This is a genomic window from Burkholderia sp. Ax-1719 (assembly GCF_011753055.1).
Lineage (GTDB): Bacteria > Pseudomonadota > Gammaproteobacteria > Burkholderiales > Burkholderiaceae > Paraburkholderia.
In genome coordinates this window covers 1-13,215 of the sequence record NZ_VWWJ01000028.1, presented here as the reverse complement: position 1 = coordinate 13,215, position 13,215 = coordinate 1, and the positions used below count along the sequence as shown (strand labels likewise).

Annotated in this window: 18 protein-coding genes and 1 pseudogene; 9 read left to right on the top strand and 10 right to left on the bottom strand. The window is 64.6% G+C overall.

Annotation, left to right across the window (positions count from 1 at the left end):
- Positions 1-16: 16 nt before the first annotated feature.
- Positions 17-1,150, bottom strand: coding sequence for an acyl-CoA dehydrogenase family protein (locus F3J17_RS31075; protein WP_167068658.1), 1,134 nt, complete (start codon positions 1,148-1,150; stop codon positions 17-19).
- 202 nt (positions 1,151-1,352) lie between these two features.
- On the opposite strand from F3J17_RS31075, the gene F3J17_RS31070 reads away from it, so the two are divergent.
- Entirely contained in the window at positions 1,353-2,393 is a 1,041-nt protein-coding gene (locus F3J17_RS31070; protein ID WP_240161227.1) for an AraC family transcriptional regulator, read from the top strand.
- Between the two features lie 90 nt (positions 2,394-2,483).
- Entirely contained in the window at positions 2,484-2,747 is a 264-nt protein-coding gene (locus F3J17_RS31065) for a DUF4148 domain-containing protein (RefSeq protein WP_167068652.1), read from the top strand.
- Between the two features lie 127 nt (positions 2,748-2,874).
- Here F3J17_RS31065 and F3J17_RS31060 read toward each other — a convergent pair whose 3' ends face one another.
- A complete protein-coding gene (locus F3J17_RS31060) occupies positions 2,875-3,186 on the bottom strand; it encodes a HigA family addiction module antitoxin (RefSeq protein WP_167068650.1) in 312 nt (103 codons plus the stop codon).
- 65 nt (positions 3,187-3,251) lie between these two features.
- Positions 3,252-3,443 carry a type II toxin-antitoxin system RelE/ParE family toxin gene (locus F3J17_RS31055; protein ID WP_167068647.1) on the bottom strand — a complete coding sequence of 64 codons (192 nt, stop codon included), beginning with the start codon at positions 3,441-3,443 and terminating at the stop codon, positions 3,252-3,254.
- A 281-nt stretch (positions 3,444-3,724) separates the two neighbouring features.
- On the opposite strand from F3J17_RS31055, the gene F3J17_RS31050 reads away from it, so the two are divergent.
- Positions 3,725-5,026, top strand: coding sequence for an NCS2 family permease (locus F3J17_RS31050; protein WP_167068644.1), 1,302 nt, complete (start codon positions 3,725-3,727; stop codon positions 5,024-5,026).
- Between the two features lie 190 nt (positions 5,027-5,216).
- Positions 5,217-5,750, top strand: a complete 534-nt coding sequence (locus F3J17_RS31045) for a cytochrome b (RefSeq protein WP_240161226.1) — start codon at positions 5,217-5,219, stop codon at positions 5,748-5,750.
- A gap of 97 nt (positions 5,751-5,847) precedes the next feature.
- Here the strand turns inward: F3J17_RS31045 and F3J17_RS31040 are convergent, their stop codons facing one another.
- Complete coding sequence (locus F3J17_RS31040; RefSeq protein ID WP_027817002.1) at positions 5,848-6,141, bottom strand: DUF1488 domain-containing protein; 294 nt, start codon at positions 6,139-6,141, stop codon at positions 5,848-5,850.
- 352 nt (positions 6,142-6,493) lie between these two features.
- Positions 6,494-6,712: a DUF2964 family protein gene (locus F3J17_RS31035; protein ID WP_167068830.1), complete on the bottom strand. Its 219-nt coding sequence runs from the start codon at positions 6,710-6,712 to the stop codon at positions 6,494-6,496.
- A 310-nt stretch (positions 6,713-7,022) separates the two neighbouring features.
- Between F3J17_RS31035 and F3J17_RS31030 the strand changes: the two genes are divergently transcribed.
- Positions 7,023-9,023, top strand: a complete 2,001-nt coding sequence (locus tag F3J17_RS31030; RefSeq protein WP_345891273.1) for a sigma-54-dependent Fis family transcriptional regulator — start codon at positions 7,023-7,025, stop codon at positions 9,021-9,023.
- Between the two features lie 73 nt (positions 9,024-9,096).
- On the top strand, positions 9,097-9,429 hold the full coding sequence (locus F3J17_RS31025) for a 2Fe-2S iron-sulfur cluster-binding protein (protein ID WP_167068635.1): 333 nt from the start codon (positions 9,097-9,099) through the stop codon (positions 9,427-9,429).
- 81 nt (positions 9,430-9,510) lie between these two features.
- Here F3J17_RS31025 and F3J17_RS31020 read toward each other — a convergent pair whose 3' ends face one another.
- Entirely contained in the window at positions 9,511-9,798 is a 288-nt protein-coding gene (locus F3J17_RS31020; protein WP_167068632.1) for a DUF4148 domain-containing protein, read from the bottom strand.
- 358 nt (positions 9,799-10,156) lie between these two features.
- Between F3J17_RS31020 and F3J17_RS31015 the strand changes: the two genes are divergently transcribed.
- Complete coding sequence (locus F3J17_RS31015) at positions 10,157-10,414, top strand: DUF4148 domain-containing protein (RefSeq protein WP_042297089.1); 258 nt, start codon at positions 10,157-10,159, stop codon at positions 10,412-10,414.
- 172 nt (positions 10,415-10,586) lie between these two features.
- On the opposite strand, the gene F3J17_RS36370 is transcribed toward F3J17_RS31015, so the two are convergent.
- The 3 genes from F3J17_RS36370 to F3J17_RS31000 form a co-directional block, all read right to left on the bottom strand.
- Positions 10,587-10,961 (bottom strand): hypothetical protein, encoded by a 375-nt coding sequence (locus F3J17_RS36370; protein ID WP_240161225.1) that lies wholly within the window; start codon positions 10,959-10,961, stop codon positions 10,587-10,589.
- Positions 10,962-11,067: 106 nt separating this feature from the next.
- Complete coding sequence (locus F3J17_RS31005; RefSeq protein ID WP_167068629.1) at positions 11,068-11,262, bottom strand: YqaE/Pmp3 family membrane protein; 195 nt, start codon at positions 11,260-11,262, stop codon at positions 11,068-11,070.
- Between the two features lie 37 nt (positions 11,263-11,299).
- On the bottom strand, positions 11,300-11,494 hold the full coding sequence (locus F3J17_RS31000) for a DUF1653 domain-containing protein (protein WP_167068626.1): 195 nt from the start codon (positions 11,492-11,494) through the stop codon (positions 11,300-11,302).
- Positions 11,495-11,747: 253 nt separating this feature from the next.
- Here F3J17_RS31000 and F3J17_RS30995 point away from each other — a divergent pair, with 253 nt between their 5' ends.
- The gene (locus F3J17_RS30995; protein ID WP_167068623.1) at positions 11,748-11,963 is read left to right on the top strand and encodes a hypothetical protein; all 216 of its coding nucleotides are present in this window, start codon (positions 11,748-11,750) and stop codon (positions 11,961-11,963) included.
- Between the two features lie 16 nt (positions 11,964-11,979).
- Here the strand turns inward: F3J17_RS30995 and F3J17_RS30990 are convergent, their stop codons facing one another.
- A complete protein-coding gene (locus F3J17_RS30990) occupies positions 11,980-12,726 on the bottom strand; it encodes a GntR family transcriptional regulator (RefSeq protein WP_167068620.1) in 747 nt (248 codons plus the stop codon).
- A gap of 169 nt (positions 12,727-12,895) precedes the next feature.
- Here F3J17_RS30990 and F3J17_RS30985 point away from each other — a divergent pair.
- Positions 12,896-13,215: pseudogene (locus F3J17_RS30985) on the top strand (CynX/NimT family MFS transporter); the annotation flags it as partial.

The window sequence follows — 13,215 nt, the reverse complement described above, 5'->3', positions numbered from 1 at the left end:
CCATCCTTCCTTTATTTCAGAGCTGACGCGCAATCACCATGCGCTGCACTTCGCTCGTGCCTTCGTAGATCTGTGTGATGCGTGCGTCGCGGTAATGACGCTCAACCGGATAATCGTTGAGGAAGCCATAGCCGCCATGAATCTGGATCGCATGCGAGCAGACTTCCTCGGCCATCTCCGAGGCATAGAGCTTGGCCTGCGACGCCTCCGAAAGACAGGGCTTGCCCAGCGAGCGCAGCCGCGCCGCGTGATGCACCAGATGACGCGCGGCGTTGATGCGCGTGTGCATGTCCGCCAGCATGTTCGCCACGCTCTGATGGCCGATGATCGCCTCGCCGAACTGCACGCGCTCGTGCGCATAGGTGCGCGCCGCATCGAAGGCCGCGCGCGCGATGCCCAGCGCCTGCGCCGCAATGCCGATGCGCCCGCCCTCCAGATTCGACAGCGCGATCTTGAGCCCTTCGCCGCGCTGGCCGAGCAGGTTCGCTTCGGGAATGGCGCAATCGACCAGCGAGATCGGGCAGGTGTCCGAGGCGCGAATGCCCATTTTCTTTTCCGGCGGCCCGACATTGAAGCCGGGCGTGTTCGTGGGCACGACGAAGGCCGACAAGCCGCGCTTGCCCGCATCGGCATCCGTGACGGCGAATACGATCGCCAGACTCGCGCGCGAGCCGTTGGTCACGAACTGCTTGTTGCCGTTGAGCACCCATTTGCCCTCGCGCAGCTCGGCGCGGGTGCGCAGGTTATTGGCTTCGGAACCGGCCTGCGGCTCGGTCAGACAGAATGCGCCGATCATCTCGCCGCTCGCCAGTTTCGCGAGCCAGCGGTCTTTCTGCGCGTCGCTGCCGTACTGGAGGATCGGGCCGCAGCCCACCGAGTTGTGCACGCTCACCAGCGTCGCGCACGAGGCGCAGCCCGCGGCGATTTCCTCCATCGCGAGCGCGTACGCCACGTAATCGGTATAGGAACCGCCCTGTTCCTGCGGCACGATCATGCCGAGGAAACCCAGCTCGCCCAGTTGCGCGACGATTTCGTCGGGCAACTTGCCCTCGCGGTCCCATTGCGCCGCATTGGGCGCGAGGCGTTCGCTGGCGAAATCGCGCGCGGCGTCGCGGATCATGCGTTGATCGTCGGTGTAGAACTCGTCCATCTGTGTCTCCTTCTTCGTCCCTTCCAGGGCGATTTTCTTGCCCGCATCGGTCTGTGCCTGCCACTGTCGCGCGACGTGGCTGCGCCCGCAAGGCTCCTGAAAAGTGTAGGCAGGAGCGCGCCCGCATTCGATGCCCGCCACGCTCAAAAAGACTGAGCGGATTTACCATACAGGCTTCGACAACCACGCTGCATGGCTTTCCATGCAGACAGGGCAAACCGGCAAAGTGAGCGAAAAAGGCACCATCGCGATGAGCCTCGTGCGCGAAACCATTGCGCTCGCGCGGGCGCGCGGGCTGGACGTGACGCCGATCGCCCAGGCGGCAGGCATCGCCATCGACGCCCAGGCGCGCGTGAGCGCCGCCCAGTACGGCGCGCTGTGGGCAGGCATCGCGCGCGCACTCGACGATGAATTTTTCGGCCAGGATTCGCATGCGATGAAAAGCGGCAGCTTCATCGCCATGACGCACGCGGCGCTTGGCGCGCGCACCGGCAGGCAGGCGCTGCAGCGCACCGTGCATTTCATGCGGCTCGTGCTGGACGATCTGGGCGGCGAGATCGACATCGACGCCACGCGCGTGCGCATCGCACTGCACCATCGCGCGGGTACGCCGGTGCCGACCATGTTCGCCTATGCGACCTGGTTCATCCTCGTCTACGGGCTGCTGAGCTGGCTGGTGGGTCGGCGCATTCCGGTGATCGGTGCGCGCTTTCGCTGTCCCGCGCCGGAGGCCGCGCAGGAATATCAGACGATGATCTGCGACGACATTGCCTTCGATCAGGACGAGTCGTGGTTCGAACTCGCACCCGCGTTCCTCGACCTTCCCGTGATGCAGACGGCGACCTCGGCGCGCGCGTTTTTGCGCAACGCGCCAGGCAATTTCGTCGTGAAGTACCGCAACCCGGGATCGTTCGCGGCGCGTGTGCGGCGCACGCTACGCGCGCTGCCCGCCCACGCCTGGCCGGACGCCGACGCCATTGCACAACGCCTGAACGTGGCGCCCGCGACGCTGCGGCGACGGCTGCATCAGGAAGGCCATAGCTGCCAGTCGATCAAGGACGAATTGCGCCACGATCTGGCCGTCGCGGCCTTGCAGGACCCCGCGCGCTCGATCGCCGATGTGGCCGCAGCCGTGGGTTTCGCGGAGCCGAGCGCGTTTCATCGCGCGTTTCGCAAATGGACCGGCATGCGCCCCACCGAGTACCGCCAGATGCGCGAGCGGGCCGCTGCGAAAACGCGCTAGAGCGAACGAAATCTTTCCAAAACTAACCTTTCGATTATCGGGATAGCATCTATACTTTTTAGGGTTATCCCTAATACGAAAGGTCATGTCATGACTTCCCTTTCACGTATCGCGCTTGGTGTGTTCGCAGCGGCTTGCTGCGTGGCATCGGCCTCGGCAGTGGCGCAGCCGTACGACCCATCGGCCCCGATGACACGCGCCCAGGTGCGCGCGGATCTCGCCGAATGGCGCGCGGCGGGCTACGATCCGCTCGACTGGATCGATTACCCCGAAAACGCCCAGCGCGCCGGTGCGATCGTCGCGGCACGCCGCGCGGCGCGCACCTCCGGCGGCATGCCGCAGCCGATGCAATAAGCGCTGCAAGTCAGGCAGTACTCCCAGGGCGGGAGCGTCGATCCGCGTTATCAGGCGGGTCGGGGCTGCCGCCTTGTGCTCAAGCGAATTACCATTCGGCTTTCCCCCACAGGCGTGCGTGCGAACGTCAGACAGCAATGACTTCTGCAGGCGCGCGCCTGACCTTCCTGGGCGCATGCTGTCGGGCCTGCCAGAGGTCATACTCCATCTGCATGCCTAGCCAGAGTTCGGCACGGCCGCCACGCTCCTCGCCAAGCCACTGCTCGATGCGAAGCGCCATTTCAGGCGAAATGCCCGCGCGCTCATTGAGAACGCGCGACAGCATGCCGCGCGATATGCCGAGCTGATCGGCCGCTTCTGTCACGCTCAACCCAAGCGCTGGCAACACCGATTCACGGAGAATTGCCGCCGGATGCGGCGGATTGAACATCCTGTTCATAGCTTTCTTCACCATCGCTTTGCACAAGGCACGGGTATGGGGAGACGAGATATAGATGGCATCGGCTAGTGATAATCACGATAGTCGACGAGAATCGCATCACCCTCTTCGAATTCGAACGTCAGTCGCCAATTGCCATTGACCGAGACTGACCAGACACCCGTCTCGTTGCCTTTCAACGGATGGAGGTCAAATCCGGGCAGTGCCATGTCTCGTTGCGACCTCGCTCGGTCCAGCACCCCCAGCAATTGCTGCAAGCGCCTTCACTCCTCCCCTATTATTCGCTGCCCGCGCCCGGGACACGTTGATCGCCATACTTGCTCGCGCACACTTCAGCGCTGAATTTCCGCCGTCTCCCCCTCCCAAAACTGTTGCACCCCTCCCACGTTCGCCGCGCCATTTCTGTTCACGGCGGACAATTGTTTACAATCCCGCCCGTAACAGCGTGACCCGGCCTGCGCGACGCCATCCGTCGCCCGCCCGCCGACGCCGTTCACAACAACAAATCAACCGCTCGACTCTCAAGGGCCCGATCTTCATGGACGCCATCAAACGCTATTTCGGCTTCGAGGAGGCAGGAACCAACCTGCGCACCGAAGTCCTCGCCGGTTTCACGACCTTTCTCACGATGGCCTACATCATCTTCGTGAATCCGTCGATTCTCGGCGATGCCGGCATGCCCAAGGAAGCCGTCTTCGTCGCCACCTGCCTCGTCGCGGCGCTGGCCTCGATCGTCATGGGCCTCTACGCCAACTACCCGATCGCGCTCGCGCCCGGCATGGGCCTGAACGCGTACTTCGCGTACGCCGTGGTCAAAGGCATGGGCTTCACGTGGCAAGCGGCGCTTGGCGCCGTGTTCATCTCGGGCTGTCTGTTCTTCGTCGTCACGCTGCTGCGTGTGCGCGAGGCCATCATCAACGGCATTCCGCACTCATTGCGGGTGGCGATCACCTCCGGTATCGGCCTGTTCCTCGCGATCATCTCGCTCAAGACTTCGGGCGTGATCGTCGGCAGCCCGGCGACGCTGGTCGAACTCGGCAATCTGCACGATCCGCACACGATCCTCGCGATCATCGGCTTCTTCGCCATCGTCACGCTCGACGTGCTGAAGGTGCGCGGCGCGATCCTGATCGGCATCGTGGGCGTGACGGTTCTATCGTTCTTCTTCGGCGGCAACCAGTTCCACGGCATCTTCGCGGCCCCGCCGTCGATTGCGCCGACCTTCGGCCAGCTCGATATCAAGGGCGCGCTTTCGGGCGGCATCCTGAACGTGGTGCTGGTGTTCTTCCTCGTCGAGCTGTTCGACGCCACCGGCACGCTGATGGGCGTGGCGAACCGCGCGGGCCTGCTGGTGCACGGCAAGATGCACCGCCTGAACCGCGCCCTGCTGGCCGATAGCACCGCGATTCTCGCGGGCTCGGTGCTCGGCACCTCGTCGACGACGGCCTACATCGAAAGCGCCTCGGGCGTGCAGGCGGGCGGCCGCACCGGCGTGACCGCGCTGACGGTTGCCGTGCTGTTCCTCGCGTGTCTGTTCATCGCGCCGCTCGCGGGCGTGGTGCCCGCCTACGCGACCGCGCCGGCGCTGCTGTACGTGTCGTGCCTGATGCTGCGCGAACTCGCCGATCTGCCCTGGGACGACGCCACCGAAGTCGTGCCCGCCGCGCTCACCGCGCTGGCCATGCCGTTCACGTACTCGATCGCCAACGGCGTCGCGTTCGGCTTCATCTCGTATGCGGGTCTGAAGCTGCTGACGGGCCGCATGCGCCAGGTGCGCCTGATCGTCTGGATCATCGCGGCCGTGTTCCTGTTCCGCTACTTCTATCTGGGCGGCGGCTAAGCTTCGCAGCGGATTTCGATCCGATGTCAAAACGGGCGGCCTGCGGGCCGCCCGTTTTCGTTTTGCGGCGCTCCCAGCGCGAGCGAGGTCAAAGTTCCAGGCAGGCATGCGCACAGCGAGGCGCGCACTCCTTATCATGCGGGTACTTCACGCTTTCCCCACGATCAAGCCAGCGCCAGGGAGCCGCAAATTGGCCACTTTCCCCGCCACCGCCGAACGCTATTCGAAGCCCGCCATCCTGTTTCACTGGGCGATCTTCCTGCTCGTCGCACTCGCCTATCTGGCAATCGAAATCCGTGGCCCGAAAGGCTCGGACAGCCGCGCGCTCTGGAGCACCGTGCACTTCTGTGCGGGGACGCTGGTGCTCGCGCTAGCCGTGTTGCGCCTGTTATGGCGGCTGTGGAACGGCGCGCCGCACGAAATCGATTCGAACCGCCTGCTCACCTTTCTTTCGCGGCTCGTGCATCTGGCGCTTTATCTGTTTATTTTCGTGCAGCCCTTGCTGGGCATTCTGACCATCAATACGGGCGGTCATCCGGTCTCGCTGCCCGGCCTCGATCTGCAGATCGTATTGGTCGGCCCAGACCCGCTCGCGCGCAAGCTTCTCAAGGACGCGCACGAACTGATCGGCAATGCGTTCTACTGGGTGATCGGCATTCATGCGCTCGCGGCCATCGCGCATCACGTGTTCTTGCGCGACAACACGCTACGCCGGATGATCTGACCGCATTCGGGCGCCGATAAAGCAAAAACCCCGCAGCGCCAGAAGCATTGCGGGGCATGGCAGGCTCCGATTCAGCCCACTGGCGCGGCGAGTCAGTTCATGACGCCACGCCGTGCGCCTGCACGAAGCGCACATAGCCGCTGCGCAGTGTCAGGCATTGCGCGCGCGTTTCGGAGAGCAGGCGGCGCGCGACGGCCTCGATACGCTCACGGTGATGGTCGAAGGCGTCGAGCACATCCTCCGCACGCGGCGATGCCGCGCCGAAATGGTCCTCCAGCGCCGCCGCCGTGATCGTACATTCCACCCTCTCGCCATCGATCATTGCCGGGAACGCCAAGGTCAGTTCGCGCCCCGAGTATTCAGGGGCTTCGTTCGGAAACAGGATCTGCATGGGATTCGCCTTAGGGTAGAGAGTGAGCGGGGCCGCGCCTTTCGATGCACCTCCTCGGCATGCACGCGGATCAAAACGTCGACCGCCGCACGTCTCGCTTCGCGAACCCGTTGCGGCGGTCGATTTGATTCACTTTAGGACACTTCGCGCGGCTGGCAAGGTCGACTTTGTCACACGCGCGAAATGTTGTTCGCGGCCCTGTTTTTCAGCGTCTGCTGCAGCAACGCAGCGTGCGGACCTGGCGTGCGCAAGCGCGACCGACGCGCCGCCTCCGCGCGTAATCGACGCGCATGGCATGACGCAGTGCAGCGTCGTCCGCGCTTGGGAAAACGCAGACGAACGCGCGGAAACCTCAGGATTCGCGATGCCGGTGCTGTTCGATTTCGACGTCCTTCGGATGGACTGTCAGCATCGCGACGAACGCGGCGATACCGCCCGCCACGATCGCCATGCCGTAATCCACGTAGGTGTGCAGATCGAAGAGCAGGCCATGAATGGCCAGCGCAAGACCCGCCAGCACGGCAAAGACGGCGAGCGCCGCCACCAGGATCCTCAATTCGCCTTGGACCATGATGCACTCCGCAAGGGAGCCGCGACGGCCCTGAAAACCCCGTACTGCCTGTTGCGCCGCCGCCGGGACGCCGTTGCGCGTCCCTGTCTTCATCCTGGCACCGGCGCGCGGAAAGGCAAGGCGCAGTTGCATCCACATTGGCGATCCGCAGCCGCAACCCGATAACAATCCGGCGCGCCTGGCAGCAATTGCCCGAATGCAGCGCGCGGCGGCCTTCCTGTACCATGGATCGACTACCTGCCAGGCGCGCGAAAGCCATGCTGCAACGCAGCGGCGCAATCGCCCAGCCGGCCAGAACATGGAGACACGCGTGACCCGACGCCCATCCGTCACCGTCAAGCCCCCCGACGCGGCCCGCGCGGACGCGATCGCCCAGGCGCATGCGCGCTCGCGCTCGCTTGGCCTGAGCGCGAGAGCAACGCCCGAGTTCGACGCGCTCGCCGCCGCCGACCTGCGCAATCTGATCGACGCGAACCACGCGCTTTACCATCAGGCGCGCCCGGTGATGGACGCGCTGCATGCGCAGATCGTCGATACCGAGAGCATGGTGCTGCTCACCGACCGCAACGGCGTGATCCTGCACAGTCTCGGCGACACCGATTTCGTCGAGAAGGCGCGCCGCGTGGCACTGCGCCCCGGCGTGTCGTGGGCCGAGCGCGATCGCGGCACCAATGCCATCGGCACGGCGCTGGTCGAAGGGCAGCCCACCACCATCCATGCGGGCGAGCATTTCCTGCGCGCCAATCACATCCTCACCTGCTCGTGCGCGCCGATCGCCGATCCGTGGGGCCGCACGCTCGGCGCGCTCGACGTGAGCGGCGAGTCGCACGGCTTTCACAAGCACACGCTGGCGCTGGTGCGCATGTCGGCGCAGATGATCGAGAACCATCTCTTCAACACCGAGTTCGCCGATGCGGTGCGCCTTCAGTTCCACGCGCGCGCCGAGTTCATCGGTACGCTCTACGAAGGACTCGCGGCGTTCGCACCTGACGGCACGCTGCTGTGCGCGAACCGCAGTGCGCTGTTCCAGTTCGGCGCGCCGCTTGCGACGCTGCAGCAGCGCGGCTTCGACGCGCTTTTCGGCGTGCCGTTCGCCGCCTTCCTGCAACGGCTGATGCAGGCGCACACCACCCCGAATGCGCCGCTCACGCTGACGCTGCCGAGCGGGGTGCGCGTGGTCGCGCAAGGCACGCCGGGCGCAACCGTCACGCGTGCGCAGACGGCATGGCCTGCATCATCGGCAACGGCCGCGGAGCGCAGCGAAGCCAAACCTGCGCGCGCCGCCGCAGCCACTGCTGCCGCCCCTGCCCACTGGCAGCCCACCTTCGCCGATCTCGATACCGGCGACGCGCGCATGACCGCCGTGCTCGAACGCGTCGCCAAGGTGCGCGGGCGCGACATCCCCGTGCTGGTTCTGGGCCGCACCGGCACCGGCAAGGAATGGCTCGCGCGGGCGCTGCATCAGGATTCGCCTCGCCGCGATGCGCCCTTCATCGCGCTCAACTGTGCGGCGCTACCCGATTCGCTGATCGAAGCCGAACTGTTCGGCTATGAGGACGGCGCGTTCACCGGCGCGAAACGGCGCGGCAGTCCCGGCAAGATCCAGCAGGCGCACGGCGGCACGCTTTTTCTCGATGAAATCGGCGATATGCCGCTCGCGCAGCAGGTCAGGCTCATGCGCGTGCTACAGGAGCGCGCCGTGATGCCGCTGGGCGGCGCGCGGGCCGTGCCCGTCGATCTGCGCATCGTCTGCGCTACGCACCGCGACCTGCGCGCGATGATCGCCGAAGGCAGCTTCCGCGAGGATCTTTATTACCGCATCAACGGCCTGGCCGTGACGCTGCCGCCGCTGGCCAGGCGCACGGATCTGGATGCGCTCGTCACGCGCGTGCTGACGCTCGTGAGACGTGAAATCCCCGCAGCGCCCGCGCGTATCGCGCCCGCGGTGCGCGCCTGCTTTGCGCGTTGCCGATGGCCCGGCAACCTGCGCCAACTGGCCAATGTGCTGCGCACCGCCGCTATCCTGGCCGAGGGAGAGTCCGCGATCGAACTCGCGCATCTGCCCGAGGATCTGCTGGACGATTGCGACGACATTGAAGACGAACCGCTCGATCTGGCTGTCGATGCGACGGCCGCTCGACCGGCCGATCACTCCACCACCACGCCAGAGGCATCGCCGGCGCGCCTCGCCGACTGGCAGGCCCGCCTGATCGACGATACGCTTTCGCGCCACGGCGGCAATGTTTCGGCGGCGGCGCGCGAGTTGGGGCTGGCGCGCAATACGGTGTACCGGCATTTGCGGCGGCGATAAGTGGTGATGGGCAGCGCGGCCGGGACATCGCCAGGTTAAGCTTCGCGGCGATGCCTTATCGATCCACCCCGCCATGAATCCCGACGCTCCCGAACACGCCGCCAGCAACGCCGCCGAAGCCCACGTACCCGTGGTGCGCGTGGAACCGCTCGGACGCGAATTCGAAGCGCCGCCCGAACTCACCCTGCTCGAAGCCGCCAGCTTCGCGGGCATCCGCCTGCCGCGCTCGTGCCGCAACGGCACCTGCCGCACCTGCCTGTGCCGCGTCGTGAGCGGTGAGATCGACTTCACGATCGAATGGCCGGGCCTTTCGCGCGAGGAAAAAGCCGAAGGCTACGTGCTGACCTGCGTGGCCGTCGCGCGCACGGATCTCGTGCTCGACGTGCCCGAAGCCGAACTTTCCTGAGCCGGAAAACACGAACGGCCCGCGATCCAGGATCGCGGGCCGTTCGTTCGTGTGCGGGCGCGAGGCGCCCGCCGGTCAGACTTATTGACCGCCGAAGTACACCGACTGCGGACCACGGCGGGCCGCTTCGGAGACGTAACCGGCGCCAGCCGCCGACGTGCTGCTCACGCCACCGTAGGCGCTGTCGCCTTGCGTGACGGCCGCGCCGGTACCGGCGGCGGCGACATTCTGGTTACGGCTCGTTTGCTGGAACTCGACGAGTTGGGCGCGCACCTGCTCGCGCGTGAGGCCCTGGTCGGCCTGGGCGAAAGCGGCCAGCGGCGCGGCGCAGGCGGTGGCGATAACGACAGCTTGAATCAGCGACTTCATGATGTGACCTCCGGAATTGTTGGAATCGCCCGGCATGCTGCATTGCGATGCGCGTGTTCAGGCGTTGAGTGGATTCTAGGCAAGCGCTCGATCCGGATATATGCCGAAGTCGGCGAATTCCAGTTGCGGATTTCGCAATAATCGATTTGCTTCAGCGCAACAATCTGCCCCTAAATCTTTCCCTTGCGCTGTCTATGTCTGCGAAATAATCAGACGATTTGAACGCCCGATTGTTGTCGCCAGGAGAACACTGAATTCGCTTTCTAAGTATTTACCCTAGGCCTCCGAACGCCTACATTGCTGCCATGGGTTACGCCATCGCGTGAACCCCTCTAAAAAGAAATCGGAGGTAGTGGAAATGAAATCGCTTCTTGGAGCCGCGCTCCTCGCCGCAGTGGTCGCCGTCCCGACCGTTTCGTACGCACAATCGCAACAGCCGCTCACGCGCGCCGAAGTCCGCGCCGATCTGGCCCAGCTCCGCGCTGCCGGTTACGATCCGAGCGACTGGATGCACTATCCGCAGAACGTTCAGGCTGCAGAACAGAAGATCGCCGCTGAGAAGGCCAATACGGCTTACGGCTCGTCGACTGGCACGACCTCGCAGTCCGGTCAGTAAGCAGCATCTGTAGTTGCAGTGAAAGAAGGCCGCGTTTGCGGCCTTCTTCATTTGCGCAGCGCTCAAAAGCAAACAGGCCCGCCGCTCTCTTGAGCCGCGGGCCTGCTTGTTTTCTGGCGACGGGTCTTTATCGAGTTTTCCCTCTAGACGGGAGGCAAAAAGCTGGCCGCGATCATCGGCCTCCACCGCCGTGACCGCCACCGCCGCCGTGCCCACCGCCGCCACCACCACCGCGTCCACCTCCGCCACCGCCGTGACTGCCACCCGGCGGACCCCACGGGCCGCCATGACCGCCGCCGCCGTGCCAGCCGCCGTAGCCGCCACCGCCGCCCCAAGGTCTGCCGCGATCGCCGCCGTGCCAATGGTCACCACCGCCGCCACCGCCCCAGACGCCGATATTCACGCTGCCATAAGCCGGGGCGGCGTAACCCGGCGCGTAGCCGTAGTCGTAATAGCCCGGCTGACCGTAGCCATATCCGTAACCCGGCGCCACCGCACACCCCGCGAGCAGGGTGATGGCGCCGGCTATCAATGCAGTTCTGAACATGATGTGCTCCCCTTTCTATATGTAAGAAAGGGGAAGCGTTATGAAGTTCTCGCTGAATTGTGAGCGTGGATTACGGATGTAACCGCGCGATGCAGCACAACCGCTCTCAACCGCGACGGCCAAAAGCGTCGTTGATCTTGCGATCGGTTTGATACTGGCTGAGCGAGTAGACCGCCCAGATGGCGGCGGGAATCCACCCGATCAACGTGATTTGCAGAATCAGGCAGATGATGCCGGCGACCGGACGACCGATCGTGAAGAACAGCAACCAGGGAACGATAAGCGCGATCAGAAGACGCATCTTGGACAGAACCTCGTGGACGGTTATGAAAAATTGATCAGTTGACGGGCGCAAAGCGCGGCACGAGTGCGCCTTCGAATTCGACCATTTCGAAGAACACCGAAGCCGGCCGCGTCCAGATCGAGCCGTTGGCCGCGCGATACACGATCATCGTGACCGTCGGGTCCGATTCGAGCGTCGCCTCGCACACGAGTTCATAAAATCCGCCCTTGTAGTGCCGATAACGCACCATGGTATTTCCCTCATCGATTGCGCAAGACTGACTTGCATAAGGCTGTAGTGTAGCAATGGCGTGCGTCTGGCGTGTTACGGGTCGATTCGCAGTCATGCCACCGCAGATAATCGGCGCGACCTTTTAATACGGATTCCAGATTAAAATCACCCGAACCCGCACTCATTGAAACGCGATTCATTTTTTTCACGCTGGCGCGCGGCTTTTTGTCGTGCAATAAATAAGGTTATCGCCACACTCGCTGGAGCCCGCGATGGCCACGCTCGAAGCCTTCCGCACTGTACTCGACGATCCGGCTACGCCCGAGATCATCCGCAATCACATTATCGATTCGCTGCAATATGCGCTGCGCAATCACGGCCAGATTTTCGCTTCCAGGGAAGTGGAATGGCTCGCAACCTGGGACGATGCGCGCATTCCGCTCGCGGCGACCAGGGAATTGAAGCGGCGCGTGGCGGAAATCAGCTGATATCCGCCCATTCTCACTAGAGCGCGCCGAATACCGTCTTCAGATCGTGCCCCGAGCGCAGCCGCGCCTGGCGCACGATGCGCTCTTCGATTTCGTCGAGGTGCTCGCGCATCGCCGCGAGCGCCGCAGCCTGTTCGCCGCTCTCCAGCGCCGCGATGATCTGCGCGTGCTCGTCGGGCGCGCATGAGGTGGCCTTTGACGGGTCGAACAGCGCCTTGTACAGCTCCGTCTTCGCCACCAGTTGCGCGAGCGCCGACACCAGCGCGGTACCGCCCGCCAGCTCGGTGAGCAGCAAATGGAACTGGCCCGCGAGGCGCACCGCCTCATCCACGCGGCCTTCGCGCAGCGCCTTCTTTTCGCTGCGCACATGCGCGGCGAGCTTGCGGCGCATACCCGCGTCGAGCGCGCCGCACAGATTCACCACCACTCCCGCCTCCACCACCTGACGCGCCCGGAACGCGGCGCGAATGTCTTCCTCGGATGGCGACGGCACAAACGCACCGCGATTCGGTTCGAGCACCAGCTTGCCTTCGAAACCCAGCCGCGCCAGCACCTTGCGCAACGCGCCGCGCGTGCAGGCAAACGCCGCGGCGAGTTCGCGCTCGACCAGTTGCTGACCCGGCGCGAGTTTGCCTTGCAGCAGCGCCGAGTTGATCGCGGCATAGACCTGCGCTTCGACATCGTCAGTGTCGGTATCGGCGGCGACGGTCGCCGGCGTTGGCGTGGGACGAGCGATAGGAGCGGAGCGGGTCGAAGAAGCCATGAAGCCATGCACGTGAAAGTACCAGCCGGCATTGTAGCGAGGCCGCCCGTCATGCGGCGTACACCGATAGACCAGGCTGTTGCTATACGCGGCATAGCAGCCGCCACCCAGATTGTTGACAATCAATCGGTATAATGGTCAACCAAATTTGCTTCAAAAGGTTGACCGAATGTCCTTCACATCCGACCCCACACGCCCGCGCACCGCGGACGCGAGCGCCATCGTCTGGTACGCCACCATCGTCGCCATCGGGCTGAATCTGCGGCCGCTGCTCACCTCGATCAGCCCGCTCATGACGACGATCCGCGCGGCGACCAGCCTGTCGTTCTATGGCGCGTCGTTGCTCACCAGCCTGCCAGTGGTGGCGATGGGACTAGGCGCGTTCGGCACCGGTCTGCTGGCGCGACGCCTCGGCGAGACGCGCGGCGTGGCGCTCGGTCTTGTCGCGATCGCGGCCGCTTGCGGCGCGCGCGCGTTCGCCGCGACGGG

What these genes read in the sequence shown, in the direction of transcription:
- F3J17_RS31040 (WP_027817002.1), bottom strand. Translation starts at nt 6,141, where the DNA reads ATGCAGATCCTGTTTCCGAACGAAGCCCCTGAATACTCGGGGCGCGAA.
- F3J17_RS31020 (WP_167068632.1), bottom strand. Translation starts at nt 9,798, where the DNA reads ATGAAGTCGCTGATTCAAGCTGTCGTTATCGCCACCGCCTGCGCCGCG.
- F3J17_RS30995 (WP_167068623.1), top strand. Translation starts at nt 11,748, where the DNA reads ATGGCCACGCTCGAAGCCTTCCGCACTGTACTCGACGATCCGGCTACG.
- F3J17_RS31025 (WP_167068635.1), top strand. Translation starts at nt 9,097, where the DNA reads ATGAATCCCGACGCTCCCGAACACGCCGCCAGCAACGCCGCCGAAGCC.
- F3J17_RS31015 (WP_042297089.1), top strand. Translation starts at nt 10,157, where the DNA reads ATGAAATCGCTTCTTGGAGCCGCGCTCCTCGCCGCAGTGGTCGCCGTC.
- F3J17_RS36370 (WP_240161225.1), bottom strand. Translation starts at nt 10,961, where the DNA reads ATGTTCAGAACTGCATTGATAGCCGGCGCCATCACCCTGCTCGCGGGG.
- F3J17_RS31060 (WP_167068650.1), bottom strand. Translation starts at nt 3,186, where the DNA reads ATGAACAGGATGTTCAATCCGCCGCATCCGGCGGCAATTCTCCGTGAA.
- F3J17_RS30990 (WP_167068620.1), bottom strand. Translation starts at nt 12,726, where the DNA reads ATGGCTTCTTCGACCCGCTCCGCTCCTATCGCTCGTCCCACGCCAACG.
- F3J17_RS31070 (WP_240161227.1), top strand. Translation starts at nt 1,353, where the DNA reads ATGCAGACAGGGCAAACCGGCAAAGTGAGCGAAAAAGGCACCATCGCG.
- F3J17_RS31005 (WP_167068629.1), bottom strand. Translation starts at nt 11,262, where the DNA reads ATGCGTCTTCTGATCGCGCTTATCGTTCCCTGGTTGCTGTTCTTCACG.
- F3J17_RS31075 (WP_167068658.1), bottom strand. Translation starts at nt 1,150, where the DNA reads ATGGACGAGTTCTACACCGACGATCAACGCATGATCCGCGACGCCGCG.
- F3J17_RS31065 (WP_167068652.1), top strand. Translation starts at nt 2,484, where the DNA reads ATGACTTCCCTTTCACGTATCGCGCTTGGTGTGTTCGCAGCGGCTTGC.
- F3J17_RS31050 (WP_167068644.1), top strand. Translation starts at nt 3,725, where the DNA reads ATGGACGCCATCAAACGCTATTTCGGCTTCGAGGAGGCAGGAACCAAC.
- F3J17_RS31000 (WP_167068626.1), bottom strand. Translation starts at nt 11,494, where the DNA reads ATGGTGCGTTATCGGCACTACAAGGGCGGATTTTATGAACTCGTGTGC.
- F3J17_RS31035 (WP_167068830.1), bottom strand. Translation starts at nt 6,712, where the DNA reads ATGGTCCAAGGCGAATTGAGGATCCTGGTGGCGGCGCTCGCCGTCTTT.